This is a genomic window from Emticicia sp. SJ17W-69 (assembly GCF_051209875.1).
GTDB lineage: Bacteria > Bacteroidota > Bacteroidia > Cytophagales > Spirosomataceae > Emticicia.
This window is the reverse complement of record NZ_JBNTQY010000001.1, coordinates 793,000-819,603: the sequence shown is the minus strand read 5'-3', so window position 1 is coordinate 819,603 and position 26,604 is coordinate 793,000. Positions and strand designations below refer to the sequence as shown.

Sequence of the window (26,604 nt, the reverse complement as noted above, 5' to 3'; positions counted from 1 at the left end):
GACTAAAAAATCACTAACTTCTTAACACTTTCTTGGGTAGAAGTGTTTACTTTTATTAAATATTGTCCACTATTAAAATGCTGGACATCAATTTTTTCTTGTTGAAAACCACCCTGAGATTTTATTTTTCGTTCCTCAAATATTCTCCCTTGCGTATCAATTAATAATATACTCACATCTTTGTTGGCTTCTGCTTCAAATGAAACAAGCACTTGCTGGCTTACAGGATTTGGATAAACTTTTATACTTGATTCACTTGGTGCTTCATTAGCTAAAATCAGATTTACCAATACCACTGTTTGAGCAGTTGCAGAACAATTAATATCATCTGTAACTTTCACCGAATATGTTCCTGATGCACTAATAGGAATATTCAAAACTGTCGGGTTTTGCACGGTGGAAGAAAAGCTATTGGGGCCACTCCACTCATATTTTGTTCCACCCGAACTACTTAGCTTCATTACTTCACCCTCAAAATACGGTCCACTATTCGTTGCAGTAGCTTGTATTTTGTTAGCTTGAATAGCAATTGGATTTGAGGCAGTACTTTCTTTACAACCTACAATACTACAAACGGCAGTATAAGTAGTATTGTCACTGATGACCGAAGTTATCGACGAGCCTGTTAGAGCATTCGACCACTTTAAAGTACCTTCTTGACAACTTGTTGAAGAAAATGTAATCTTATCTGTTCCACCAGCACAAACCAATAGTTTATCAGAAGTAATCGTTGGAGCTTCAACTTCATTAATCTTAATATCTATCGTATTTACGCTTTCCACTACTGGCGAAGTAGAAACTATTTTGATTTTATAACTTCCTTTCTCCAAATTTTGGGTAGTTTTCACAAGAATCGTTTTTCTAACATCCTTTCCTACCTCGATAGCTTTATCAAAACTTCCATTTTTGTCAGATAATAGTACCTTAAAAGTATTATCAAGATTAAAACTGCTGCCTGCCGTTGTCAGAGAAACCGTAAACGATTGTCCAGCACAATATGTATTAACTGTATTGGGTGTAACATTGATTACGGGTAATGCTTCAAAACCCAATTTTCCTGCTTCTGTGATATAATTTGTGTATAAATCCACCGAGCCACCACGCCCATCTTCTAACTCCTTATTGGCACCATATAAAACAATCACACCACCTTTGGGGTAAGGAATAAGTCGGTAATCGCTAAAAAAGGTAAAATTTTTGAAAGCAAGGCCATCTTCGCCATATTTCAATGTGCCGTTAGCATCAATGCGTTGAACAGTCAAATCATAGCCAATATCTTTAGGTTTTAGCCATAATGTATAAACCCCATCTTTGCCATCAGCAATCAATTTATTAGGTAAAAAATAAGATTTATCTGATTTTGGCGTAAAAACATCGTTTTTCCACAAAATATCGCCATTTGCTTTCAATTTAGCTACTTGAAAAGGCCTTGACCTATCTCCAGTTTCAATCCATGTTGCGATTCCACCTCCATCACTTGTTGGAACAACCTGTACATCATAAGTAGTACTTGAGCCTAAATTTGTTCCGTTAGTACCCCAAATAGATTTACCATCTTTGCTTATTTTATGAGCCACCACAATTTTCTTGTTATCTCCTGAAAGCGTTCTTCCTATAACAGCATTACCATCGGTATCAATCTTAAATAAGTCTATTCTGGAATTTCCAGGAAATGGATTTGAATAAACAGCCACTGCTGAAATCAAAGGTTTATTAGATCCATTAAAAGTTTGAAACAAATAATCAGCGGTTGCATCTTTTATTAAAGCGACAAATCTGCTATTTTTTTCATCATATAAAACTTTGGTTTCTAAACCTTTCCCTTCCACTAATTTAGTTTCAGCTTCTACAGTAGTGCCTGCATAATTTAGTTTTTTTGTATAAACAATATTTGCAGTAGAAGAACTATTATAATTATTGAAAGTAAACAATAATCTGTCGTTTTTAAGATCATTCAATTCTATTACACCATCATTTGGGTCGTAACTTGTCAATTCTTGCTCTGTTACTTTTATACCATCTTCCGCCCATTGAGCTTTCCCATCACTCGAAACATACTGAGCATAAAGATTTCTTCTTTCTACTTTATTGACATCTATCAAGCGATGCCAAGCAATATATGCTCCACCTTTACCATCGGGTTTAATAAGTTTTGGTGTATAGATAAACATGTTTTTATCTAAAATTTTTCCAATTCTTAGTCCATCTTTTGTCCATTGGGGTATTCCCTTATTGTCTAATTTTTGGGCGTATAGTTCAATATTTTCATTACGATAATCTGCCCAAACATAAAAACTATTTCCATCCTCATCAATCGAATAAAGCACCGCATACTGAAAATTCGGAGCAGCACTCACCAAAACTGGGCTTGTATCATTCGTCTTCCATTGGGCATTAGCCACTTGGAAAAGCGAAAGTAATATCAACAGCAAATTATATTTTTTCATCGTTATAATTGGGTAGTAGTTTGATAAGGTAATTTTTAATTGCAAAGCTTTAGGGATTAGCTATTTAGAAGTATAAATAAATAGCTTTCATATATCTTATTACTTATTCACTAAAAAGTAAAAAAAAGCAATAAAATAAAACAAATTTAAATTTAAAGCTAAAATCTAACAGCTCATTGCTAAAGCACCTTGAAAACTTTGCAAACTTATTGTAATTACATACAAAATTACGTCCTTATCTTCATATCAACTAATTAGATGAAATTATTTCGTAAGATTTTGCATTTATCAAAAGAAATTTATAATTTTGCAGCCCCAAAATACCACCCTCGTAGCGTAGCCCGTTTGTTCGAGGGAGATTTTAAGTTAGAGAGGAACGTTAATTCCGAAGCGAACCAAGTGTTGTTTCAACACCTCATAACTTCTCGAAAAATTCATTAAAACTCAGTTATTGCTTTTGGGGGCGAAAGCTGAAACTTAATGAAATCAATTTTTCAAACGTTGAAGCGTACCAACAAATCAACGATAAACATTTAAAAAATTAATACTGTGAAGCATCTAAGTTACAAAACGATTTCTGCTAATAGCGAAACCGTTAATAAGGAATGGGTAGTTATTGATGCTACCGACAAAATTTTAGGTCGTTTGTGTAGTCAAATTGCGAATATCATTCGTGGTAAAAACAAAACAAACTTTACTCCTCATGTGGACTGTGGAGATAACGTAATTGTTATCAATGCTGAGAAAATCCGTTTGACAGGTAAGAAAATGACCGACAAAGTTTATACTCGTCATACAGGACACCCAGGTGGACAACGTTTTGCTACTCCACGTGAGTTGATGGCAAAAGACGGTCGCCGTGTGGTAGAAATGGCTGTTAAAGGTATGTTGCCAAAAGGTATTTTAGGACGTCGTTTATATACTAATTTGTATGTTTACGCAGGCCCAAATCATCCTCACGCAGCTCAAACGCCAAAAACGATTGAACTTTAATACAGTTAGGAATTAGGAGTTAGGAATTAGGAGTTATATTAAATTTATAACTTTTCAACTTTATAACTTTTAACTTTTCGACTGAAAACAATTCTTTATTAATTCAGAATATTTTCAAATTCTATATACAAATGCAAGTTATCAACGCAGTAGGTAGAAGAAAAACAGCCGTAGCCCGCATCTACATGAAGCAAGGCAATGGTGAAGTTTCTATAAACGGAAAAGGTTTGAAGGAATATTTTCCTTCTGAAATTCTCCAAATTATCTTGAACCAACCCTTTACTACTACAAGTACAGGTGGTCAATACGATTTAAAAATCAATGTAAATGGTGGTGGAATTGCTGGACAAGCGGAAGCTATCCGTATGGCAGTTTCTCGTGCTTTGTGTGAAGCAAATGCAGAAAACCGTCCAGCGTTGAAGAAAGAAGGTTTCTTAACTCGTGATGCACGTATGGTTGAACGTAAAAAACCAGGTCGTAAAAAAGCACGTAAGAAATTCCAATTCTCGAAACGTTAATATCAGTGTTCAATTAACAATTATCAGTTATCAATATTTTATTGTTCGCTAATAATTGTTGATTGAATTCTAAAAATAGTTTGCAGAAATTTCTTAATAAAAATCATTTCTTTGATAATTGTTAATTGATAACTGTTCACTGAAAAATAGTCCAGACAGCACTTATCGTGTCCGGTGTGCTGTGCTGCGTAGTTTAATTTTTTATTTTCATCTTTACTAATTTTAGTCAAATGGCACAATTAGAATACAAAGAGTTATTGGATGCAGGTGTACACTTTGGTCACCTTACCCGTAAATGGGATCCTAAAATGGCACCGTATATCTTCATGGAGAAAAACGGCATCCATATCATTGACCTTAACAAAACACTTGCTTGTTTAGAAGACGCTCAAGAAGTTGTAAAAGGAATCGTTCGTTCAGGACGTAAAATCATGTTCGTAGCTACTAAGAAACAAGCTCAAGAAATCGTTGCTGAAGAAGCACGTCGCTTGAAAATGCCTTACGTAACTGAGCGTTGGTTAGGTGGTATGCTTACAAACTTTGCAACAATCAAAAAATCTTTGAAAAAATTGCAAAATGTAGAGCGTATGTTGAAAGACGAAACGACTGCAAAAAACATTGCAAAACGTGAGCGTTTGACATTAGACCGTGAGCGTATCAAATTAGAAAGATTGTTGGGTGGTGTGGCAGATTTGTCAAGACTTCCAGCAGCTTTGTTTGTTGTTGACGTAAAACGTGAACACCTTGCAGTATCGGAAGCTCACCGTTTAGGTATTCCAGTAATTGCGATGTGCGATACAAACTCAAACCCTGAGAATGTTGAATACCCAATTCCAGCGAATGATGATGCTTACAAATCAGTATCATTGATTACTTTGGCATTAGGAAAAGCAATCGAAGAAGGTATCATGGAGCGTAAGTTAGATAAAGACAACGCTGCATTACAAGAAGAAGAAGATGCAAAACGTGCAGTTGATGAAGCACGTGAGGCAAAAGAAGCAAAAGCAGCAGCAAAAGCCGCTGTGGATGCAGCAGTAGTTGAGGCAATTGCAGAAGCAGCAGCGGAAGATGTAGCAACAGAAGAAGAAGCTTAATTGATAAGCTCTGAAAATAAGGAAAGCCTCAATATTGAAAGATGTTGAGGCTTTTTTATGTTATTTATTATTACTCATACACCTTCTCACCTTTATTACACCAAATGCCCCATTTCCAGTTATAGCCATGAATCTTATTGGTTTGTTTACCAGCCATATCATAAACTGGGTTTCCTTGATTAACCCATTCGAAAATACTACCATAAAAATTATGGACATTCGTAAAACCTGCTTTCATGAGTTTTTCACCAATTTTGCCACTTCTCACACCAATTGAACAATAAACTACGATATTAGCATCTTTCGGAATCGCAGCTATATTTTTCAAATCAAATTTCTCGAAACCTACCCATTGAGCATTTTTCAAATGACTTACTTCGTATTCTCGTCTTTCACGCGTATCAAGTAACACCACATTTTTCATTTTCTTTAGGTCTTCACATCCCACTGTCGGAACTGCTTTCGTAACCATTACATGGAGTAAACTATCAAAAGATTTACTCTGAATTTGAGCCTGCATAATTTTCGATGAAAACATAATTAAAGTCAAAAAAAGTATTTTGTTCATTTTTCTATTATGTAAAAGAAGCTATTTATTTAAAATTTGATACCCCATATATGTGCCTTTATTTATCATTCATAAATCTAAATTGTTCATTACAATCACAACATTAAATTTTCACAATAAAGTCCTAAAAACTCACAAAAAAGTAAAATATTTATTCTTTTTTATCTATTTTCGCAACAATAATACTTCAATCATCTAACCAAAACCTAATGAAATTCACAAAATTTATTTTGAGTCTTATAGCCGCTGCTGGCTTGACTTATTATTTAAACCAACCTTTAGGAACCATTCCCGCACTTGGACGGCTCTTTAGTCCTTTTGAAGGTTTCTGGCAAAACGGTGAGGCAAAACTTGCCCTCCCTCCAACTGATTTAAAATTAGAGGGTGTAAAGGATGAAGTCGATGTTGTTTTCGATGACAATCGTGTTCCGCATATTTTTGCCAAAAACGACAATGACTTGTATTTTGCTCAAGGCTATGTCATTGCACGTGACCGTCTGTGGCAAATGGAATTTTATACTTTAGCCGCTTCAGGCCGACTTAGTGAAATTGTGGGCGAACGTGCTTTAGAACTTGACCGTTATAATCGCCGAATTGGCATGGCTAATGCTGCCAAAAAAGTGTATGAAAATGGCAAAAAAAATGCAATTTTCAATGAAGTACTTAATTCTTATGCGGCGGGAGTCAATGCTTATATCAAACAATTAAAGTATAAAGACCTTCCTGTTGAGTATAAAATTATAGGGTATCAACCAGAAGAATGGTCGCCATACAAGACTATATTGATGATGATGAATATGCGAAATGTACTCAATGGTGGTAGTGATGATTACCGGATGAGTAATATTTTAGCAAAATATGGGATAGATATAGTCAAAGATTTATATCCTGATTATCCTACCAATGAATCACCCATTATTCCTACGGGTACAAAATGGAATTTTACACCCATACCTGTGCCTGCTGTTCCAGCAGAAATTGCGGCAAAACCTTCGAGTGATGCTTTAGCTTTTGACATACCTTCACATTCACCCGAAATTGGTAGTAATAACTGGGCTGTGGGAGGAGAAAAATCGGCAACAGGCTTACCAATTTTAGAAAACGACCCTCATTTGCAATTGACCTTGCCTTCGATTTGGTACCAAATGCAATTAAGCTCGCCGAACATGAATGTTTATGGTGCTTGCCTTCCTGGAGCTCCAGGGGTAGTAATTGGTTTCAATAAAGATGTTGCTTGGGGTGTAACCAATGTTGGCTCGGATGTCATGGATTTTTATCAAATTAAGTTTAAAGACAAAACAAAAAGAGAATATTGGTACAATGGTGCATGGAAGCCCATTACGATGCGTGTGGAAGAGTTTGTTATCAAAGGAAAAAAAGATCCGTTGAGAGACACTGTTTACAGTACGCATCATGGTCCGATAGTTTACAATACTGCTTCGGAGAAAAATTTCAACAAAAATGCTCCTGTGGGTCATGCCATGCGGTGGATTGCCAATGAAGCAGAAGGTACTGATTTGATGGCTTTTTATTACCTGAATCGAGCAAAAAACTATGATGATTATCGTAAAGCTCTTACTTATTATATTGCACCTGCTCAAAACTTCATCTTTGCGAGTAATCAAAATGACATTGCAATTACACCAAATGGCAAACTGCCTTTGAAATGGAAAGAACAAGGGAAATTTATCATGGATGGCTCAAATCCCACCCATGATTGGCAAGGTTGGATACCAGCAGAACAAAATCCAACTGTAAAAAATCCTCCACGAGGCTTTGTGAGTTCGGCTAATCAATTTTCTGCCGACCCTACTTATCCTTATTACTTAGGTTGGAAATTTGCTCCAAGCGAGCGTGCCATTCGTATCAACGAACGTTTGACTCAAATGACAAAAGCAACTGTTGATAGTTTACGTTCAGTTCAAAATGATAATTTTAATGTGGAAGCTCGTCGAGTTTTACCACTGTTAATGGCAGTTTTAAATAAGGATTCTTCAAATAAAATTAATTCTGCTTACCAAGTTTTAGCCAAATGGAATTTGAGAAATGATCCAAATGAAATTGGTGCTACAATTTTTGAGCGTTGGGTACGTGAGCTGCGGTATGCTATTTGGAATGATGAATTTTCGCCTCAAAATGACAAATCACCAATGCTTTACCCTACCCGTGACCGCACTTGGGTGATGATTGAAAAACAACCTACTGCTCAATGGTTCGATGATGTAACAACCAAAGATAAGCAGGAAACGATGCAAGACCTTGTAAAAAGCAGTTTCAAAGCTACAATTGACTCTTTGACAGCGAAACTTGGGCCAATGAATGATAAAACTTGGGCTTGGACAAATGTTAAAAGTACAGATATTAATCATTTGGGTAGACTTCCGGGTTTTGGGCGACAAGATATTTCTAATGGTGGCGGAGCGGGTATTGTTAATGCCACAACCGAACAACATGGACCTTCTTGGAGAATGATTGTACAGCTTGACAAAGGTTGGCCAAAAGCCTATGGTCTTTATCCTGGTGGACAATCGGGGAATCCGTCCAGTCCATTCTATGATAACATGATTGATAAATGGGCAAAAGGCGAACTCAATGAACTCCTTTTCATGAAATCAAAAGATGAAAAAAGCAGTCGAATTGCAGGAAAAATGAAAATAAGTAAAAAGTAGTTCTGAATTCTGAGTTCTGAATTCTGAGTAATTTCGTAACAATAAACTGATGCGATTTTGCTTTTAGTACAGCACTCAGAACTCAGAACTCTAAACTCAGAACTCAAAAACATGAACTACATTATCATATTAATCGTCAGTGCTATTGCACAATATTTTTTACCTTGGTGGGTTATCGCACCTATTTCATTTGCTGTTGGAGCTTGGCGTTCTGACTCAAGTAAGGCAGCGTATTTTGCAGCCGCTGGTGCTATCGCTACACTTTGGGTGGCTTATGCTGCTTACCTTAATATCTCATCAGGTGGACTTATGCTTGAAAAAATCGGTGCTTTATTTGCCGAAAGTCTTAAGTTTTTGAAAAATATGCCATTGACAATCACTTTTTTTGCAATCATGGCTATCATTGGTTCACAAGTTGCAGGTCTTTCCGCTACGGCAGGTTATCATTTTAGGCAATTATTCAAATAAAACTTTTGAAAATCCCTCCTTTTCGGAGGGATTTTTTTATCTTTGCAATCCTTAAATTTTTAAAAAACATTTAAAAAAAACATTAAAACATAGCTTTTCATGATGAATATTAAAAAATACTCATTGAGCAGCTTGTCTATTAATCTATTCTCGCATGAAAAATCTTTCAATTGTAGTTCTTCTACTTTCAGTAATTGCTTGGGGTTGTGATAAATCTGCCTCTACTTCAACATCTTCAGGCAAGCAAGTTGCAGGTCGCATTGTTTATGTCAATACCGATACGCTTTTAAATCAATATGATTATTATAAAGATGTGGTGAAATCTTCTGAAAACAAGCGTTTTCGCTTAGAAACAGATATTGCTAACAAAGCAAAAAACTTTCAAAATAAAGTTGCTTTCTTCCAACAAAAAGTACAACAGGGTGGGTTGACACAAGAGCAAGGTCAAACAGCTCAAGCACAATTACAACAAGAAGAACAAGCGATTGTGGCTTATAGAGATAAATCGGCTCAAGATTTAGCTAAAGAAGATGCTAAGAAAACCGAAGATATTTTAAATAATATCCAAGCATTCTTGAAAGAATTTAATGCAGGTGATAAATATGACATGGTTATTGGTTATTCAAAAGGTGGCGGTGTTTTGTATGCTAAAGAAGATTTAGACATCACCAAAGCTGTATTAGAAGGCTTAAATAAAAAATACGCTGAAGATAAAAAATCAGGGAAAGTAGCAGCAGTAGCTGATTCAACAAAAAAATAATTATTAGTTAGTTCATAGATAATAGGCATTCATTTGAAACTATCTTATAAAAATATTTGTCAGCTATCTATCAACAATAGACTCTTATTCCAAGTAAACCATGTCTTTAGACCAAACACCCTATTTTGATTACGACGACGAGGAAAAAGAATCAGAAGGTAAAGAAATGGGTTTTCTTGACCATCTCGAAGAACTACGTTGGCATTTGATTCGTGCGGCAGGAGCAATTGTTTTCTTTATGGTTTTTGCTTTTGTCTTCATTGAAGATATTTATGAAGGTATCATTTTAGCTCCTTCAAAAACCGACTTTTGGACATACCGAATGTTATGCAAATTAGGGGATTTAGTACATGCTCCTGGCCTCTGTGTAGAGAAATTACAATTTAGTTTGATGAGTCGAGAGGTTTCAGGACAATTTGTAATGGCTTTTACTTCAGCAGCAATTATCGGGTTAGTATTTGCATTTCCCTATGTTTTTTGGGAAATATGGCGATTTGTTGTACCTGGCTTGAAGCCATCTGAAAGAAAATCAGCTCGTGGAGCAGTATTTTATGTGACTTTATTATTCTTTTCTGGTGTATTTTTTGGTTATTATGTTGTTTCGCCAATGGCTATCAACTTTTTAGTCAATTTCCAAATCAGTAAAAGTATCGAAAATCAGTTTGATATTGGTTCATACATTTCTCTTTTAGCAACGCTCACGCTCGCTTGTGGGGTGGCATTTCAATTACCAGTTGCCATATTTGTATTAACTAAAATAGGCGTAATCGGACCACAATTCATGCGTACTTATCGCAAACACGCTGTTGTTGTTATTTTGATTGTGGCGGCAGTTATTACACCATCACCTGATGTAACAAGCCAGATATTGGTAGCGTTTCCACTCTATATTTTGTACGAAGTAAGTATATTTATTTCGGCAAGAGAGGAGAAAAGAAAACTAGCAGAAGAGAAATTAGCATTATAATATTTTCAATCAACAATAAAGCAACTAATTGATTATCAATTAGTTGCTTTATTGTTTCTAATTATTGTATTAATATAAACTATTATAATATTCAAATAAATGTATCAAATCTGCTTCATTTTTAGTACTAAGTTTCTCTTTTTTGATAAATGTTTCTAACTCATCTGTTTTATTTGAAAGGTATGTAAGAATTGATTTTTTATCAGTTTTGAGTTTTACCAATTGCGTCAGTTCGCCACCATAATATGAAACATTATTCAAGATATTTCTCTGAATCGTTGCCGAACCATAAGGTTTTTCATCAATGATAGATTTGTGATTTCGCTTCCATAGCATTACTTTTCCCGTCATTAATTGTTCATAAAAAACGCCGTCTATCCCTCTTTCAAATTGGTGAACATTAGGCATTTGTCCAATATTAAAAGAAACAACTGGTTGATTAAATATCTTGCTATCGCCATTCCTATCTTTAAAAATCAATTGGTTTGTCACTTGGTCATACATCAAATCAATATTCTCAAATTTTCTACCTGAGGCTAATGTAACCACTCCTTTTTCAAAATTATCAAATAAGTAAGGTGAGCCTTTGGCATTAAGGTAAGTTTGCCCACTCAATGGAGTACCTCCTATAACATCTGCTGAAATAGCTATTTGGCATTTTGCATTGAAAGTAGAGCTATTCAAAAGTATAACTATGAAAAAAAATCTAAGAAATTTCATCCTATTATGTTATTAAAAAGAAAGGTTGTCTCAAATAAATCAAGACAACCTTTCATAAAGATAAAAAGAACAAGCTTATTTACCAATACCAGGATTCGTTTGAATCTCAGTTGTCGGTATTCCAAATATATATCTTGCTTCTGTTGGAGCAATACTTGCACCTGCACCAAATGAATTGATAGGTTGTCCTCTTCTTACAATATCATTTGCTCTAAAACCTTCAGCCAATAACTCGATACGTCTTTCTGTCAAGATAGCTTGAATCAAGCCAGCTTTATCTAAAGCAGGAAAGGTATATGTAGCGTCCGAACGAGTATGAACGGCTTGCAATAATGCTAAGGCACGAGTTTGACTTCCTGCTTCAGCTTCAGCTTCAGCCAAATTTAACAATACCTCTGCATAACGGATATTCGGTACGAAATCAATATATGGAGAAACTCCACTGAATTTAGTTGGTGAAGGGAACTTCGCAACCGAAGTAGTTGCAACAGTTAGCTTGGTTTTACGGTCGTCAGTTGCTCTAAATTGAGGGTTAGAATAAATACCAGTTGGGCCAGTATTCAAATAATACTCAACATTACCTACGTTATAATAATAACCTAATTGATTTTGTGTTCCTGGGCTATTTGTTTCAGCCATTGGGAACGACAAAATTGATTCTACCGAAGTATAAGGAGCCTTAAATACTGAAGAAACATCTGCTTGTAATTCATGAGCTACTCTATTAGCCGATTTGAAAGGGGCAGCAGTCGATACAATTTTATTTGCTTCTGTAATTACTCCTGCATAGTCACCTTTTGCTAATAAAACACGAGTTTTCAAAGCGATAGCCGTGTTTTTATGAGCTCTTGTCGTACGTAATAATGCCGTAGTGTAATTATCAGGTAACTCGCTTTCTGCTTCGTTCAGGTCTTTTAAAATTTGGTCATACACTTGTGCGACCGAGCTTCTTGCCAATTCGTTATTAGCAGAAGAAGTTTCACCTTTCAATCTTAAAGGAAGTCCAGCCGAAGCACCTTTATCTAAGATATAAGGTTTAGCGAAGAATTGTACCAACGAGAAATAAGTCAAAGCTCTAAGAAACTTTGCTTCACCTCTATAGTTAGCAGCAAGCGTGGTACTTACAGCATTTGGATTAGCTGCAAGCCCTTCTAGAAACAAGTTAGCTCTGTTGATTGTAAGGTATCCTTGGTTCCAAAAACCAGCGATATACGTATCAGAAGGGTCTTGATTTCCTTGATAAGTAGAATATCCCGTAACAGAGTTAGTTGTACGGTTAACAAATTCTTCGGCACGAATATCGTTGTAAATTAAATATCGTCCACCGAAAAGGCTACCATTTTTTGCAGAGCCATAAAGCCCAATTACTTGCGATTCAACTCTTTGGGGTGTCGAAAACACCGTTGCATCCGAAAGGTCAAGTTCAGGAATTGCTTCCAAGAAATCTTCTTTACATGAAGAAATACTCATGGCCAAAGCCAATGATAAGATTCCTATTTTTTTAGTTAATATTTTCATAATATAATATCATTTATCATTAGAAACTTAAATTAAGACCAAAAGTCAATTGTCTTCCTTGTGGGATTGAGTTACGCTCAATTCCTGAAGCAAGGTTAGTATCACCATTGGTTGAGATTTCTGGGTCAACACCAGTATATTTAGTCAAAAGGAAGGCATTGTTTACTTGAGCATAAACTCTGATTGCAGTGATACCTGATTTACCAAATGTACTTGGTATTTTATAACCCAAAGTAGCTGTTTGTAATCTTAAGAAATCACCTTTTTCAATGTTTGCGTCAATCAAGAATGATGAACCATTTGATACGTTATCGCCATAAATTGCTTTTGGAATGTCTGTAATTTGACCTGGTGTTTTCCATGAATTTAATACATCAACCGAGTTATTCCAAACACGTTGGTCTCTCAAACCTGCTTTACTTCCATTATAAATATAGTTTCCGCCCGAGAATGTGAAGTTTAATCCTAAGTCAAATCCTTTATATTTAAGTGTATTATTAAATCCACCATAGAAAGTCGGAAGTGTATTGCCTAAGATTTGCTGTTGCCCTGAAACTGATGTTGTAGGAGTTCCATCTAAGAAAGTCCAAGCATTTACCCCACCTAAGTGTAAGTATTGTACTTGTTTGCCATCACGAGTAAGGTATATACGACGACCATTATCAGGATTTACACCAGCAGTTTTCACACCATAAATTTGTGCAGCCGAGTAGCCAACTTTTGTGATACTTGTAGTTTCGAGACCCGATGTTGTTGTCAAAATTGGAGAATCATCATTTACAAGTGAAGTAACCATATTTTTGTTCGTAGAGAAGTTTATGTTGGTTGACCAAGTAAAACCACCCTTATTAACAGGAACTGCTGTGATTGCAAACTCCCAACCTTTGTTGTACATCGAACCAACGTTGGCAAGGATTGAGTTACCAGGAATACCTTTTGAAGGTGCTTGTGGCACATCTAAGATTAGATTATTGATATTTTTATTGTACCAGTTTGCCTCAAAAGTGATACGATCATTAAGGAAACTTACATCTAAACCTAAGTTTGTTTGTTCACTTGTTTCCCATTTCAAATCTTTGTTACCAGCTTGATTAAAAGCTAAGGTAGCACTTGAACCATAAAGGCTTGAACCAAATGTAGAGAATGAACCGTAAGCATTGTTTACGTTACCATTACCTACTTTTCCCCAACTTGCTTTCAAGCGAAGAGAAGATACTTTATTACCTAAATTTAAGCTTTTAAAGAAATCTTCTTCTGAAACTGTCCAACCTGCTGATACACCACCAAAATTACCCCAACGGTTATCTGCCGATAAAGCTGAGTTACCATCACGGCGATAGTTTCCACTCAAGAAATATTTGCCAGCATAATTATAGCTTGCACTTCCTAAATAAGCTTCATAACTTACTTGAGTGATACCATTTCCTGCGGCAAGGTTTGTGCTAAAGTTACCTTGAAAATCAGTAAAGAAGTAATCAGCTAAAGTTTGGCGTTGAGCTCCCCAGTTAGTTGTTCTTCTTTCTTGTACATCAGAACCTGCAACTAAAGACACATTGTGTTTATCTCCGAAAGTTTTAAGGTATGAGAATGTATTAATCCAGTTCCAGTTATCAGAGCGAGCAGTGTTGTTATACGCATCACCACCAGCAGCCCAACCATCACCATTGTATGGGTTGAAGAATCTGATATTTTCAGTATTTCTTCTGTCCCATGAGTATGTTGTTTTGAATGTTAAACCATCAATGATTTTTACCTCAGCTCCTAAGTTTGCAATTAAACGATTATTTTCAGAAGTGATTTTATCCAAATCTCTAACCACTGCAGGGTTAGGAAATTGAGCTGGCAATAAGTTGTTTTTACGTCCAACGGTATTGTTCTCTAAGTTATAACTTCCATCTTCGTTATAAGCAGGTAAGTTAGGTACTTGTGCTACCGCAATACGTCCCAAACCAGAAGTATTAAATGCTCCACCTGGGTTTGAACCACTCATAGGTGCCTTATTGAAACTATTGGTATAGTTAAAATTAGCATTAAATTTCAACCAATTAGTAACTTGGTGGTCCATATTAAAACGACCAGATCTACGTTGAAAACTGTTGTTTTGCAAGAAACCATCTTGGTCTGAGAATCCAGCAGAGAAATAGTAATTTGTTTTGTCTGTTCCTCCAGTGATAGTCAAGTTATGGTTTTGAGAAAATGCTGTGCGGTACACTTCTTTATACCAATCAGTATCAATCAATGAGCCGTCTGCATTATAAGCAGGCAAAAATGATTGGTTTTTATCATTCCGTTGAGTTGCAGTAATCGCATTTGGATTGATTGCTAAAGCATTGGCGATGGCAGCATTTTTGTGGTCCATGTATTGTTGTGCATTCAATACATCAGGCAAACGAACAGCATTACTAACACCCGCCCAGCTATCAATTGATACCTTTGCTTTACCTTGTTTACCACGTTTAGTAGTAATCAACAATACACCAGCTGCTCCACGAGAACCATAAATTGCAGCTGAAGCTGCATCTTTCAATACGTCAATTGACTCAATATCCGATGGGTTAATATCACCCAATGGATTGTTTGTTGTTGAGTTAGCAGAAACGTTGTCGGTTGTAATTGGAATACCGTCAATGACAACCAATGGAAATGAACTCAATGAAAGTGAGCTAAGTCCACGCACACGAATCACAGGAGGGTTATTTAATAGACCATTAGGCTGGGTAATGTTTACACCTGCAGCTTGACCTGTTAACCCTTGCGAGAAACTTTGTACTGGGCGTTCAGCAATCGCAGTTGCCTTGATCGTTGAAGCTGCACCTGTAAATTCTGTTCTTTTTTGAGTGCTGTAACCTACTACAACTACCTCGCTTAATTGTTTGTTGTCAACCTTCAATTGAACATCAATGATTGAACGACCTCCAACAGAAATTTCTTGGGCAATCGACCCAATAAAACTAAACACTAGCGTTGCATTGCTTGGCACACTAATTTTGTAGATACCTGAGGCATCTGTTTGTGTTCCTTGCTTTGTGCCTTTTACGCTTACGCTCACCCCCGGCAATACAGAGCCGTCCTCCGAAGCGGTTACTTTGCCCGAAACTGTTCTCTCTTGTGCAGCTACCTGCCACCCAGTAAAGATAAGTCCCAGCATGAAGAGAAGTAAAAATTGCTTTCTCATTGTTTGTTGTTGTTTTTTTAGTTTGTCAAAAAATTCATCCAATTTTAAAAATTGGGTTGTAAAAGTATTAAAATTAGATTAAAAAAACAAAAGAACTCTACCGGTTTGGTAGAGTTCTAGAGTCGTTTTTTGATGAATTCACCACAATTTATAGACTTCTCCTACATAAAAATAGACCTATCATTAAAATATTGGGACTTCATTTTTTAATATAAATATTGCATAAAACTACAAAAAACTGTGTTTTTTGTAGTTTTAGTGTATTTTACTTCTGCCTGTTCAATATTAAGGTTAACCTTCAAAATTAATTTTAGTGTGAGAACCGTCACAAAAAGGTTTATTATCAGATGCCCCACAACGGCAAAGAGCTGTGACCTTATTCTTTTTAATGAAATTTCCGGCATGGTCTTTGATAGAGATATTTCCATAGACTAATAATGGACCATTTTTTGTTGCCTCAACAATAGTTTCATTAGAAACTTCTACATCTTCATCCTCATTTGTTTCTTTCAAGTAAGATAAAGCTCCCGATGGACAAGCATCTATTTGCTTCATAATGGTTTCACTTTCAGCATGCTCAGGAGTTACCCAAGGACGTTTACGAGGATCGAAAACATTGGGTAAACCTCGAAAACATATTGTAGAATGAACACATAAATGTGGCTGCCAAACAATGGTTACTTCACCATTTGAGTATTTTTTAGTGATTTTTCTTTGCTCTTCCATGATATTAATTTTTTATGGCAAAAAAATAAAAAACTTTAACAATAACAAATATCAATTACCAACGAGTTTGTTTAAACTCCCAATCAGGAATTACTTTTCGCATTTCTACTTGGTCGTCACGTTTGGTAAGTCCACAATCTAAATAGTTTTGGTGCAGTTTTGCTAAAGCCTCTTTATCAAGTTCGACACCTAAACCTGGGCCTTCTGGTACTACTACTGCTCCGTCTTCAAATTTGAAACGACCTTGCGTTATCACTTCATCTGACTGCCACGGATAATGTGTATCTAAAGCATAACGGAAATTAGGAATTGCCGCTCCTAAATGCACCATTGCCGCCAACGAAATGCCCAAATGACTGTTGGAGTGCATGGATAAATCTCGCCCGAAAGTTTTACAAACACCTGTCAATGTCATGGATTCACGCAGACCTCCCCAAAAATGGTGGTCACTCAAAATAATATCTTCCGAACCTAATTGAATACTTCTTGGAATATCCTCAAAAGACGTGGTACACATATTAGTAGCTAAAGGCGTTTTGAGGGCTTTTCTGACTGCTGCCATGTTTTCTTGTCCTCGGCAAGGGTCTTCCAAATATTCAATAATGCCTTCCATTTCAAGGCCATATTTTATTGATGTTTCAACTGTCCAAAGAGCATTGGGATCTATTCTTAATGGTACATTTTCACCAAAAGCTTCTCTCAAGGCAATAATCGCATCCACTTCTTGGCGTGGTTCAAAAACACCACCTTTTAGCTTGATTGATTGAAAACCAAATTCTTTGCACATGGCTTGAGCTTGTGCTACTATCTCAGCAGGATTTAATGCACTCGCTTGTCTTGCTGCTGCCCAACCTTTGGCATTTGGGTCTGTCCCAAATGCTAACTTACCGCCTGCACCTTCATATTTATAAAAAAGATAGGCAGCAAAAGGTACACTTTCTCGGCGTTTCCCACCCAATAAATCCACCACTGGGCGATTGACAATTTTACCAACAATATCCAAACAAGCAACTTCTAAAGCACTGAAAATATGTACTAATTTACGTGAATCCCAAGGAAAAAGCCCTCGGTCAGCAATGTTATCAGTACCAAAATGAGCAATCAGAATATCACTTATTTTATTGGTTTGAAATGGGTCTTGACCAATTATCAAATCTTTACACTCATGTAGAGCTTTTTCAATATCAGTTGTACCAGGTATTTCACTGATGCCTGTAATGTTATCATCAGTAATTAATTCAACGATAATACGTAGGGCATAAGGTGCGTGCAAACCTGCTGCATTAAGCAACGGTGGGTCAACAATCGCAATAGGTGTAATGTTGATTTCTTTTATTTTAGGGCCTTTTTTCATTTTAAAATTAGGGTGTTTTTTTTTTCGTTATGTAGAGACAAGGCATGCCTTGTCTCTACAGTTGATTATTCATAGAAAATGTTACATTCATCATCGTTCAAGACATATTTTACCTATTTCTCGATTTGTAAAACAATGCCACTATGGTCTAACTCGCCATTGCCATCTTTGATAGAAGCTGCCATCAAATTGGCTACTTGTTCTGAACCTTTTAGGGTGACATTATAAGTTTTTCCTGCCTCTAAAGCCAAATTCATATCTTTATTATGTAGCTTTATTTTGAAACCTGGTTTAAAGTTTCGGTCAATGATTCTTTTTCCATGTAGGTCAAGGATACGGCTTTGGGCAAAACCGCCTAACAAAACTTCTCTCATTTTTTCGAGATTTACGCCTGCTTTACTGGCCAATGTGAAGGCTTCCCCAACTGCTTGAATGGTCATTCCCACTATCATTTGATTACAGATTTTAGTGGTTTGCCCCGCTCCTGCTTCACCAATCAATACAATATTTTTACCCATTGCTTGAAACAAAGGCAAAGCTTCGTTGAATGCACTTTCATTACCACCAACCATGATTGATAATGAAGCTGCTTCTGCCCCAACTTGTCCACCTGAAACTGGGGCATCTAAAGCTTCCACGCCTTTTTCTTGCATGGCATGATAAATTTTTATAGCTGTTCCTGCCGAAATAGAAGACATATCAATGAAAAGTGAGCCTTTTTTGATTCCTGATAACACATCATCTTCGCCTAAAACAACCTTTTCAACATCAGGCGAATCGGGAAGCATCGTGATAATTACTTCGCTATTTTCTGCCAATGATTTGATGCTACCATACGATTTCGCACCTGCTTCGATTAGTGTTTCGGCAGCTTTACTCGTACTTAAAACAGATACAGCATACCCTGCTTTGATTAAATTGAGTGCCATAGGTTTCCCCATGATACCTAAACCTATAAATCCTACTTTTTTCATTTATTTTGGTTATTTGTTACTGGTTAGTGGAGAATTGATTGATTTGTGACTGAGAATTGGTTATTGATTGTCTAATTCCTTTACCAATAACCAGTTTCCCAATAAACCAATATCAATATTTCAAGTCAAAGGGCCTGGATTGAATAATACCAAGTCATTATGAATTCCTATTCTATCGGCAGCGACTTGCTTTTTGCCACTGGCTACTTCTAAAATCAGATGGAATAATTCCCACCCCATTTCTTCGATTGTTTTATTGCCAAATGCAATTGGCCCCGCATCAAAATCTATCAAATCGAACCAACGATTACTTAATTTTGAGTTAGAACTCACTTTAATAACTGGCACCATCGACAAGCCATAAGGAGTGCCTCGACCTGTGATAAATACGTGCATATTCATTCCTGCTGCCAATTGTAGTGTACCACAAACAAAATCACTGGCAGGAGTTGCAGCAAAATTCAAACCTTTTTTACGTATTTTTTCTCCTGGAGCTACCACATCTACAATCGGACTTGTGCCAGATTTAGCAATCGACCCTAATGCTTTTTCTACAATATTACTCAATCCACCTTTTTTGTTTCCCGGAGTGGTGTTTGAACTACGGTCAACGAGTCCATTTGCAAGATAATCATCATACCATTGCATTTCGTTTTTGAGCTTTTGAGCCACTTCTGCTGTGGCTGCTCTTGGCACTAATAAATGGATGGCATCTCTCACTTCAGTTACTTCTGAAAACATCACCGTTCCGCCTGCTCTTACAATTAAGTCAGAAGCAAAACCTGCTGCTGGGTTTCCTGTTATTCCCGAAAAAGCATCACTCCCGCCGCATTGCATTCCAACAACTAAATCGGAGGCTGGACATGTTTCTCGTTTTCGAGCATTTAGTTTTTTTAAATGCTTCTCAGCTATTTCCATGATTCCTTCTATCATTTCCTCAAAACCTGTAAAGGCTTCATCTTGAAGATAAAGAACAGAAGAAGAGTTGGGAATGGGCTTTGAACCACTTGTATATTCCGAATTCTGCATTCCCAATTCCAAATTCGGCAAAAGCGTTTCTGGTCGAAGTTTTTCACAACCTAAACCAATAACCATGACCTCTCCACCAAAATTGGGATTTTGGGCAATATTTTTTATCGTACGGATAGGAATTATTGCCGCAGGAGCATTAATCGCAATGCCACAACCATAACTGTGATTGAAAGCAACCACATCATCAACATTGGTGTATTTTGGCAGTAATTCTTGCTTGATTTTATTGACAATATAATTGGTAATGCCCGCCACACATTGCACACTAATGGTAATTCCCAACATATTTTTTGTACCAACACTGCCGTCAGGATTTCGAAATCCTTCAAAAGTATAGCCAGTTAAAGGTTCTAATTTTACTTCATCTGGAACTGTATAGGGAACATTTTCTAAATCTGGGGCTTGGGGCAGCGATAGTTTATTTTCATTAATCCACTCACCTTTTTGAATTTTGGTATGAGCATAACCAATTATTTGTCCATATCGAATAATTGTTTCGCCTTCTTCAATATCTTCCAAAGCGACTTTATGCCCCATCGGAATATCTTGCAGTAAAATGATATCATTCTGAACAATCGCTCCTTTTGGTAGGCCAAAAGCATTACAAACGATACCTACATTGTCGGTTGGATTTATTTTAACAATGGTGTTTTCCATATAGCTTTTAGCCATTAGCATTTAGCTATTGGCTTTTTTGTAAGTCGAAGATTATACTTTTTTTGCTACAAGCTAATAGCCAATAGCTAAATGCCAATTCAAATCATTGGAAAAAATTGAGCGGCAATCATAATTAAAATTAGTCCTGTTATACCCATGAGCGTTTGCATAGGTGCAATGGTTTTTAATGCCTCTTTTTCGGTCAAATTACTTGTTTTACACATAATCCAAAAGCCAGCATCATTCATCCACGGCACTAATTTTGCACCTGCTCCTATTGCCAAACACAAATATACAGGGTTAAATCCAAGATTGGCATTTTGTGCCATACCTGATAAAATCCCCGAAGCCGTAATCAATGCCACCGTAGCCGACCCTTGTGCCGTACGAACCACCGCCGTAATGAAAAAAGCCAAAGGAATTAATGCCATTTGGTAATCTTTGGTAAGGTCGGCTATATGGTTGCTAATGCCCGTTTGTTGCAACATTCCACCAAAAGCTCCGCCTGAGGCAGTGATTAAAATAATTCCACCACCACTCATGAGGGCAGTTTGCACAAAGGCCGTCATGCCATCTTTCATGGTCTTTTTTTGTTTGGAAAGCACAAATAATGCAAATAATGCTCCTGCGAACAAAGCAATATTTTTATCACCAAAAAACAAAACAACATCAAGCAATTTATTCAAAAAATCAGATTGCGTCAAAGGTACTTTGGGTGTTGCAAAGGCTTCAACACCTGAACGAATACAAATCGTCACCAAAGGAAAGACAGCAGGCAAAAGTGATAAACTCAAAGCTGGCAATTCGCTATCATCTTTATCAGCAATTTTTCTAATTTCTTCTAAACGAGCATCAGGTGAATCTCTAAGGGGAATATCATATTTCTTGTTTGCCCAAATGGCAAACAAATAGCCCACCGTAATGGTACAAAGTCCTAATAGTGTACCGCAAACCATCATTAAGCCAATAGGTACATTTAATGCTCCGACCAAGAATAAAGGACCTGGAGAAGGAGGTACAAATGAGTTTGCCATTACAGCTCCAGCAATAACAGTCAGCACAAGCAACAAATAATTTTTACCTAATCGCATACCCATTGCTTTTGCCAAAGGCATCATCAAGAAAATAACAGTATCAACAAAAACAGGAATCGTAAGAAAAAAACTGCTAACCAAAAAGCCAATAGGAGCTTTCTTAACGCCCAATAATTGAAGCATCCCTCGAATAATACGCTCGGCAGCACCACTTTCCAACATAGATTTGCCAATAATGGCCGACATGGCTATCAAAATACCAATTTTGATACAAGTATTACCAAATTCGGTAGCAATACGTTCACCTATACTTTTATGAGCAAGCTTGGCAGCTTCGGCAGCAGGCGTTCCTTTCAGTAAATAAAATTGCTCGACTGTGGCAACTGGCGTAAGCAATGCAACTGCCAAAGCTGCCAATAATAATGCTAAAAAAGGGTGTAGTTTAAAGCCAATGATGCCTCCAACTACAATTACTACACCAACTAACAAGATAAATATTGAGTCCATTTCTTTTAATTATGAGATATGAATTATGAGTTATAAATTTTGAGTCATTAGATTACAAATCGAGCATTTCATAATTCATATCTCATAATTCATATCTAAAATCATTCAGCTTCTTCGCCATTGCTCTTGCCCCATCAGCTACAAAAGTGGCATCGGCTCCACAAGCAATAAATTTGATACCCATGTCATGGTATTTTTTATAATCATCAGGATTGAAGAATAAAATTCCAGTAGCTTTTCCTGCATTTTTAGCTGCATTTACTATGTTTTTTACAGCATCCAAGAAAATTGGGTTATTGAATTGACCAAAAATACCGAGTTCCATCGAAAGGTCGGCTGGGCCAATAAAAAGTACATCAACCCCTTCAACGGCGGCTATATCGTCTAAATGTTTGAGTGCTTCAACGGTTTCAATTTGGATAATTCCTAAAATATTTTCTTTCGATTCAGCATAGTATTGGTCAAAATTTACACCAAAACCCGTTGCTCTCACCATTTTGGCTACGCCACGATTACCAAAAGGTGGGTAATGAATGCCATTGATTACTTTTTTTGCTTCTTCAGCATTATTCACTTTTGGACACATGACACCTGCTGCTCCCATATCTAATACACGAGAAATACGAGCAGCGTCTGCACTTTCAACTCTCACAAAAGCGGCAGTTGGCGTACTTTCTAATGCTTGTAGTTGAGATAATACATCTTTTTCAGAGCCTGCACCATGTTCGAGGTCAATCAGTACCCAATCAAAACCTGATAAGCCTACAATTTCAGCCGTGAGCGAACTACCCAAGTTTAACCAACATCCATTGACAGTTTCGCCTTGTTTTAGTCGTTTTTTAATGTTTTTCATAAACTTTCTTTATTCTTTTAAGGCAATTATAAGGGTTCAATACAATTCATCCACTTACATAAATCCAATTATTTGATGTAGTGAATTATGTTCAAATATGGCAAAATTAGTTTACAAATTTGTAGCTTTGCTAAATATATATTACAATTAGAAGAAATAATATGAGTATTAGAAGTTTTGTTTCCTTAGTTATCTTTTTGGGTTTGCCTCTACTTACATTTTGCCAAAGAAATATTGAAGGAAAAGTAATTGGAGCTGACGATAGGAAACCTTTATTATTTGCCAATGTATTCATCAGTAATTCGACCAAAGGACAACAAACTGACGACAAGGGGAATTTTAAATTGACCAATGTTCCTGCGGGTGTACAAGATTTAGTCATCAGTTATATCGGTTATGAAACGCTCTCAATCAAAATCAAAGCAGATACACTCAAAAAACCTCTGTTAATTCTACTAACACCTGATGCGATTGCGTTGCAAGGGGTAACTGTTAGGCGTTTGAAAAATGGTTTTGAGAAATACTATCCATTATTCAAAGAGTATTTTATTGGGAAAACCGAATTTTCTGAGTCTTGCATCTTAAAGAATCCAAAAGTGCTTTGGTTTTCGATGAATGATGATGAATCAGAGCTAACTATTAAAGCTGAAGAGCCTTTAGAGATAGAAAATAGAGCTTTGGGTTATACAATTAAATACCAATTAGAAGAATTCAAATATAATTTCAGCCAAAGTTATGTTTCATTTTATGGGTTTCCTTTCTTTCAAGAAATGACTACTAAAAATGAGAAAAAACTAACAAAATGGCATGAAAATCGAGAAAAAGCATACTTTGGTTCACCTCAACATTTTTTCAAATCAACCATCAATTTTGATTGGTCGAATGCGGGTTATCGGGTTTATACAATGATACGTGAAGAAAAAAGATATTTCATGGTTCCTCTCATTCCCGAAGTGAAAGATAGTTTAGGGAATATTATTCAGCACGCTTCAAAACAAAAAAAAGAAATAGATTCAACTGATATTCTATTGAGCAAAGATTTTTGGTTGCATAAAGTTCCAAATCCAAAACGTGCTTCGTTTGTGCAGTATTTAAAGCGATTGCCATTAGACGAAAATTGTATTTTTGAGGTAAAAGAGCAAAACCCTTATCTCAATTTTGAGCATTTCTTATATGTCTTTTATGACCGAGAATTTGAAGAACCACAATTTGCCGATTTAGGCAAGAAAGATGCTCCACAAGTATCTATTCTAACTCTTTTAGAACCACGTACTTTAATCGAAGCTACGGGGCATTTAGTCAATCCATTAGCTGTACTATTTGAAGGGCGTTGGGGCAATGAAAAAATGGGCGAATTTCTACCGATTGATTACGTCCCTGACTCTTTTTAGTTGCCACAAGCACCAATACTTGCTTTGAAAACACTACCATTTTTTGCTTCAAAACCTGCATTGAGTGAAATTGATTTTGTACCAGTAAAAGAAGTGGTTGCTCCATTAAATATTTTATCAGAAGCTTGAATCGTTGCTGCAGAAAGTGTATTGTATTCTTGCGATAAAACATCATTGAGCGGACTATTCAAAGTGGTGGTAATTCCTGCCGAGATATTTAAGACTGTGGTACTTTTGGCAATATTTCCTGCACTATATATGTACAAATAGCCACAATCGTCCCACACCATTTTCCAGTAAGAACCAGCAAGCCCAGCCACAGGAACAATCGTAGAATTAGCAGTAAAAGGCGGTGAAATAGTAAATAATGAAGCAACACCCTGCCCAGTCGTAGTACAATAGGCTTTGCCATTATTATCAAAAATCACATCAGTTGCACCTTTATAATCTGGCAGAATTGTACTTGTAAAGTTGGTATAAGTCATTCCACTATCAGTCGAAAATCGAAGTGTTCGCTGACCTCCTGCACTTACAAACATATCTCCAGTTGGGGAAACTTCTATTGATGTAACATTGCTATTGAGTCCCGGAAGTGCATATAAATTAAAGGTATTTCCCCCATCTGTGGAGCGAAAAACACCATTTGATTCGCCAGCTGTAAACATATTGCCTGCGGCGTTGGCTGCTGTACAATAGCCTAAGCCAGCCATAACATTCAAATCTATCCAATTGCTGCCATGGTCATGGGAAACAGCTAAACTTGAACCGATAATGGTTGCTGAAGGTGTTTGAGAACCAAAACCATGAGAACAAATCAAATCGTGATTGGGCAGTTCAGCCATTTCAAGGTAACGCCAATCTTTGGCAATATTTACAGGTGTCCAAGTATTACCATCATCTTTTGATTTGTACAAAACACCATCGCCAAAACCTACACTTCCTGCCCCTAAATATCGCCAAACTGCACAAAACAAATTGCCCTGACTATCACATTTCAAAAGTGTAATATTGTGGCGAGTAAGTCCATTATTGGCAGGATGCCAAGTTACTCCACCATCAGTTGATTTAAAAACACCCTCATCAGTACCATAAAAAATATGATGATCGGGTGAAGCTGTTACCGCAAGGCATCCATTGGTATTAAATACGCCACCAGATAAACCTTTTTTTGCAGTTGTCCAAGTTGTACCATTATCAGTTGATTGAAAAACACCCCATCCTGCAGCAAAAAGTGTATTATTACTTGTAAAAAGTAAGCTTTTGATAGCAGTAGAAGAAATATTCGTTGCGATTTGTGACCAATTGGCACCTCCATTGAGGCTCTGAAAAACTTTGCCAACAAGTGTACCTACTTGATCAAAATTATAGCCAGTACCTACAACGATATGTGAAGTATTATTAGGGTCAACTGCAATAGATTGAATGGCATCATTTGGAAGATTAATATTCAAGTTTTGCCAATTGGTAGTGCCATTGGGCAATTTAAAAATGCCATTATCAGTGCCAGCAAATAAATCTCCATTGGGAGCAAACACGAGTTTGTGAACAATTAAATTTCCCAAACCAGTATTTACCGCTACCCAATTGCTACCATTATAAGCAAAAACTCCACCGTCTGTTCCAGCATAAATCAAATCAGAAATAGGCGAAATAGCAATCGTATTTACATCTTTATTTCCCATTCCACTACTTATGCTCGTCCAAGATGTGCCATTATACTTATACAAATCACCATTTGGAAAATTGGAAGTATAACTATGAGCTCCTGCATAATAATTCCCTGCCAAGTCAACAGCAATCGTTCTTATTGGAATTGTAAGGGTATTTGCTGTAAAAAGCCCTGAGTTTATACTTGTCCAGCTCGTGTTATTCCAATATTTTACACCACCTTGCTCAGTAGCCGCTAGTAATTGATTAGTATTATTAAAGACAAGAGCATTGCATTGCCCCACACCAAAAGTATTTCCGCCCAATCCTACCCAATTTTGTCCATTATCAGTTGAAGTAAAAACACCTTTGGTGTGAGAGGCCAGAAACAAATTTCCGGAATTATCTTTAATAAGATCATGGAAAGTTGTGAGCGGGCCTTTGAGGAATGTAAAAGTTTGGGGAAAGGTTTTCGAGCTAAAAAACAGTATTGCAATTACGATGTATCTTTTCATTAAATTATTTAAACAAC

Annotated in this window: 21 protein-coding genes; 9 read left to right on the top strand and 12 right to left on the bottom strand. The window is 36.6% G+C overall.

The window, feature by feature from the left end:
• Positions 1–2: 2 nt before the first annotated feature.
• Positions 3–2,447: a T9SS type A sorting domain-containing protein gene (locus ACQUQZ_RS03625; RefSeq protein ID WP_435353385.1), complete on the bottom strand. Its 2,445-nt coding sequence runs from the start codon at positions 2,445–2,447 to the stop codon at positions 3–5.
• Positions 2,448–2,705: 258 nt separating this feature from the next.
• Between ACQUQZ_RS03625 and ACQUQZ_RS03620 the strand changes: the two genes are divergently transcribed.
• From ACQUQZ_RS03620 to rpsB, 4 genes are all read left to right on the top strand, one after another.
• Entirely contained in the window at positions 2,706–2,888 is a 183-nt protein-coding gene (locus ACQUQZ_RS03620; RefSeq protein ID WP_435353384.1) for a hypothetical protein, read from the top strand.
• A gap of 108 nt (positions 2,889–2,996) precedes the next feature.
• Positions 2,997–3,440 (top strand): 50S ribosomal protein L13, encoded by a 444-nt coding sequence (gene rplM, locus ACQUQZ_RS03615; RefSeq protein ID WP_435353383.1) that lies wholly within the window; start codon positions 2,997–2,999, stop codon positions 3,438–3,440.
• Between the two features lie 131 nt (positions 3,441–3,571).
• A complete protein-coding gene (gene rpsI / locus ACQUQZ_RS03610; protein ID WP_435353382.1) occupies positions 3,572–3,958 on the top strand; it encodes a 30S ribosomal protein S9 in 387 nt (128 codons plus the stop codon).
• Positions 3,959–4,188: 230 nt separating this feature from the next.
• On the top strand, positions 4,189–5,052 hold the full coding sequence (gene rpsB / locus ACQUQZ_RS03605) for a 30S ribosomal protein S2 (protein WP_435353381.1): 864 nt from the start codon (positions 4,189–4,191) through the stop codon (positions 5,050–5,052).
• Between the two features lie 70 nt (positions 5,053–5,122).
• Here rpsB and ACQUQZ_RS03600 read toward each other — a convergent pair whose 3' ends face one another.
• On the bottom strand, positions 5,123–5,620 hold the full coding sequence (locus ACQUQZ_RS03600; protein ID WP_435353380.1) for a rhodanese-like domain-containing protein: 498 nt from the start codon (positions 5,618–5,620) through the stop codon (positions 5,123–5,125).
• A gap of 209 nt (positions 5,621–5,829) precedes the next feature.
• Here ACQUQZ_RS03600 and ACQUQZ_RS03595 point away from each other — a divergent pair, with 209 nt between their 5' ends.
• The 4 genes from ACQUQZ_RS03595 to tatC all read left to right on the top strand — a co-directional run bounded on the left by ACQUQZ_RS03595 (position 5,830) and on the right by tatC (position 10,484).
• Positions 5,830–8,289: a penicillin acylase family protein gene (locus tag ACQUQZ_RS03595; RefSeq protein ID WP_435353379.1), complete on the top strand. Its 2,460-nt coding sequence runs from the start codon at positions 5,830–5,832 to the stop codon at positions 8,287–8,289.
• Between the two features lie 111 nt (positions 8,290–8,400).
• A complete protein-coding gene (locus tag ACQUQZ_RS03590; protein WP_435353378.1) occupies positions 8,401–8,757 on the top strand; it encodes a hypothetical protein in 357 nt (118 codons plus the stop codon).
• 154 nt (positions 8,758–8,911) lie between these two features.
• Complete coding sequence (locus tag ACQUQZ_RS03585; RefSeq protein ID WP_435353377.1) at positions 8,912–9,517, top strand: OmpH family outer membrane protein; 606 nt, start codon at positions 8,912–8,914, stop codon at positions 9,515–9,517.
• A gap of 100 nt (positions 9,518–9,617) precedes the next feature.
• Positions 9,618–10,484 carry a twin-arginine translocase subunit TatC gene (gene tatC / locus ACQUQZ_RS03580; RefSeq protein WP_435353376.1) on the top strand — a complete coding sequence of 289 codons (867 nt, stop codon included), beginning with the start codon at positions 9,618–9,620 and terminating at the stop codon, positions 10,482–10,484.
• 69 nt (positions 10,485–10,553) lie between these two features.
• On the opposite strand, the gene ACQUQZ_RS03575 is transcribed toward tatC, so the two are convergent.
• The 9 genes from ACQUQZ_RS03575 to ACQUQZ_RS03535 form a co-directional block, all read right to left on the bottom strand.
• Positions 10,554–11,204, bottom strand: a complete 651-nt coding sequence (locus tag ACQUQZ_RS03575) for a hypothetical protein (RefSeq protein WP_435353375.1) — start codon at positions 11,202–11,204, stop codon at positions 10,554–10,556.
• A gap of 75 nt (positions 11,205–11,279) precedes the next feature.
• Positions 11,280–12,722 (bottom strand): RagB/SusD family nutrient uptake outer membrane protein, encoded by a 1,443-nt coding sequence (locus ACQUQZ_RS03570; protein ID WP_435353374.1) that lies wholly within the window; start codon positions 12,720–12,722, stop codon positions 11,280–11,282.
• Positions 12,723–12,741: 19 nt separating this feature from the next.
• Positions 12,742–15,897, bottom strand: a complete 3,156-nt coding sequence (locus ACQUQZ_RS03565; protein ID WP_435353373.1) for a SusC/RagA family TonB-linked outer membrane protein — start codon at positions 15,895–15,897, stop codon at positions 12,742–12,744.
• A 291-nt stretch (positions 15,898–16,188) separates the two neighbouring features.
• The gene (locus ACQUQZ_RS03560) at positions 16,189–16,623 is read right to left on the bottom strand and encodes a (4Fe-4S)-binding protein (RefSeq protein WP_435353372.1); all 435 of its coding nucleotides are present in this window, start codon (positions 16,621–16,623) and stop codon (positions 16,189–16,191) included.
• A 55-nt stretch (positions 16,624–16,678) separates the two neighbouring features.
• Positions 16,679–17,977 carry an enolase C-terminal domain-like protein gene (locus tag ACQUQZ_RS03555; RefSeq protein WP_435353371.1) on the bottom strand — a complete coding sequence of 433 codons (1,299 nt, stop codon included), beginning with the start codon at positions 17,975–17,977 and terminating at the stop codon, positions 16,679–16,681.
• 113 nt (positions 17,978–18,090) lie between these two features.
• Positions 18,091–18,951 (bottom strand): 2-hydroxy-3-oxopropionate reductase, encoded by an 861-nt coding sequence (locus tag ACQUQZ_RS03550; RefSeq protein WP_435353370.1) that lies wholly within the window; start codon positions 18,949–18,951, stop codon positions 18,091–18,093.
• A 120-nt stretch (positions 18,952–19,071) separates the two neighbouring features.
• The gene (garD, locus tag ACQUQZ_RS03545; protein WP_435353369.1) at positions 19,072–20,640 is read right to left on the bottom strand and encodes a galactarate dehydratase; all 1,569 of its coding nucleotides are present in this window, start codon (positions 20,638–20,640) and stop codon (positions 19,072–19,074) included.
• 98 nt (positions 20,641–20,738) lie between these two features.
• The gene (locus tag ACQUQZ_RS03540; protein ID WP_435353368.1) at positions 20,739–22,181 is read right to left on the bottom strand and encodes a GntP family permease; all 1,443 of its coding nucleotides are present in this window, start codon (positions 22,179–22,181) and stop codon (positions 20,739–20,741) included.
• A gap of 82 nt (positions 22,182–22,263) precedes the next feature.
• A complete protein-coding gene (locus tag ACQUQZ_RS03535; RefSeq protein WP_435353367.1) occupies positions 22,264–23,034 on the bottom strand; it encodes an HpcH/HpaI aldolase family protein in 771 nt (256 codons plus the stop codon).
• 161 nt (positions 23,035–23,195) lie between these two features.
• On the opposite strand from ACQUQZ_RS03535, the gene ACQUQZ_RS03530 reads away from it, so the two are divergent.
• Complete coding sequence (locus tag ACQUQZ_RS03530) at positions 23,196–24,425, top strand: carboxypeptidase-like regulatory domain-containing protein (protein ID WP_435353366.1); 1,230 nt, start codon at positions 23,196–23,198, stop codon at positions 24,423–24,425.
• Here ACQUQZ_RS03530 and ACQUQZ_RS03525 read toward each other — a convergent pair.
• Complete coding sequence (locus ACQUQZ_RS03525) at positions 24,422–26,587, bottom strand: WD40/YVTN/BNR-like repeat-containing protein (protein ID WP_435353365.1); 2,166 nt, start codon at positions 26,585–26,587, stop codon at positions 24,422–24,424. The genes ACQUQZ_RS03530 and ACQUQZ_RS03525 overlap by 4 nt on opposite strands.
• Positions 26,588–26,604: the final 17 nt, after the last annotated feature.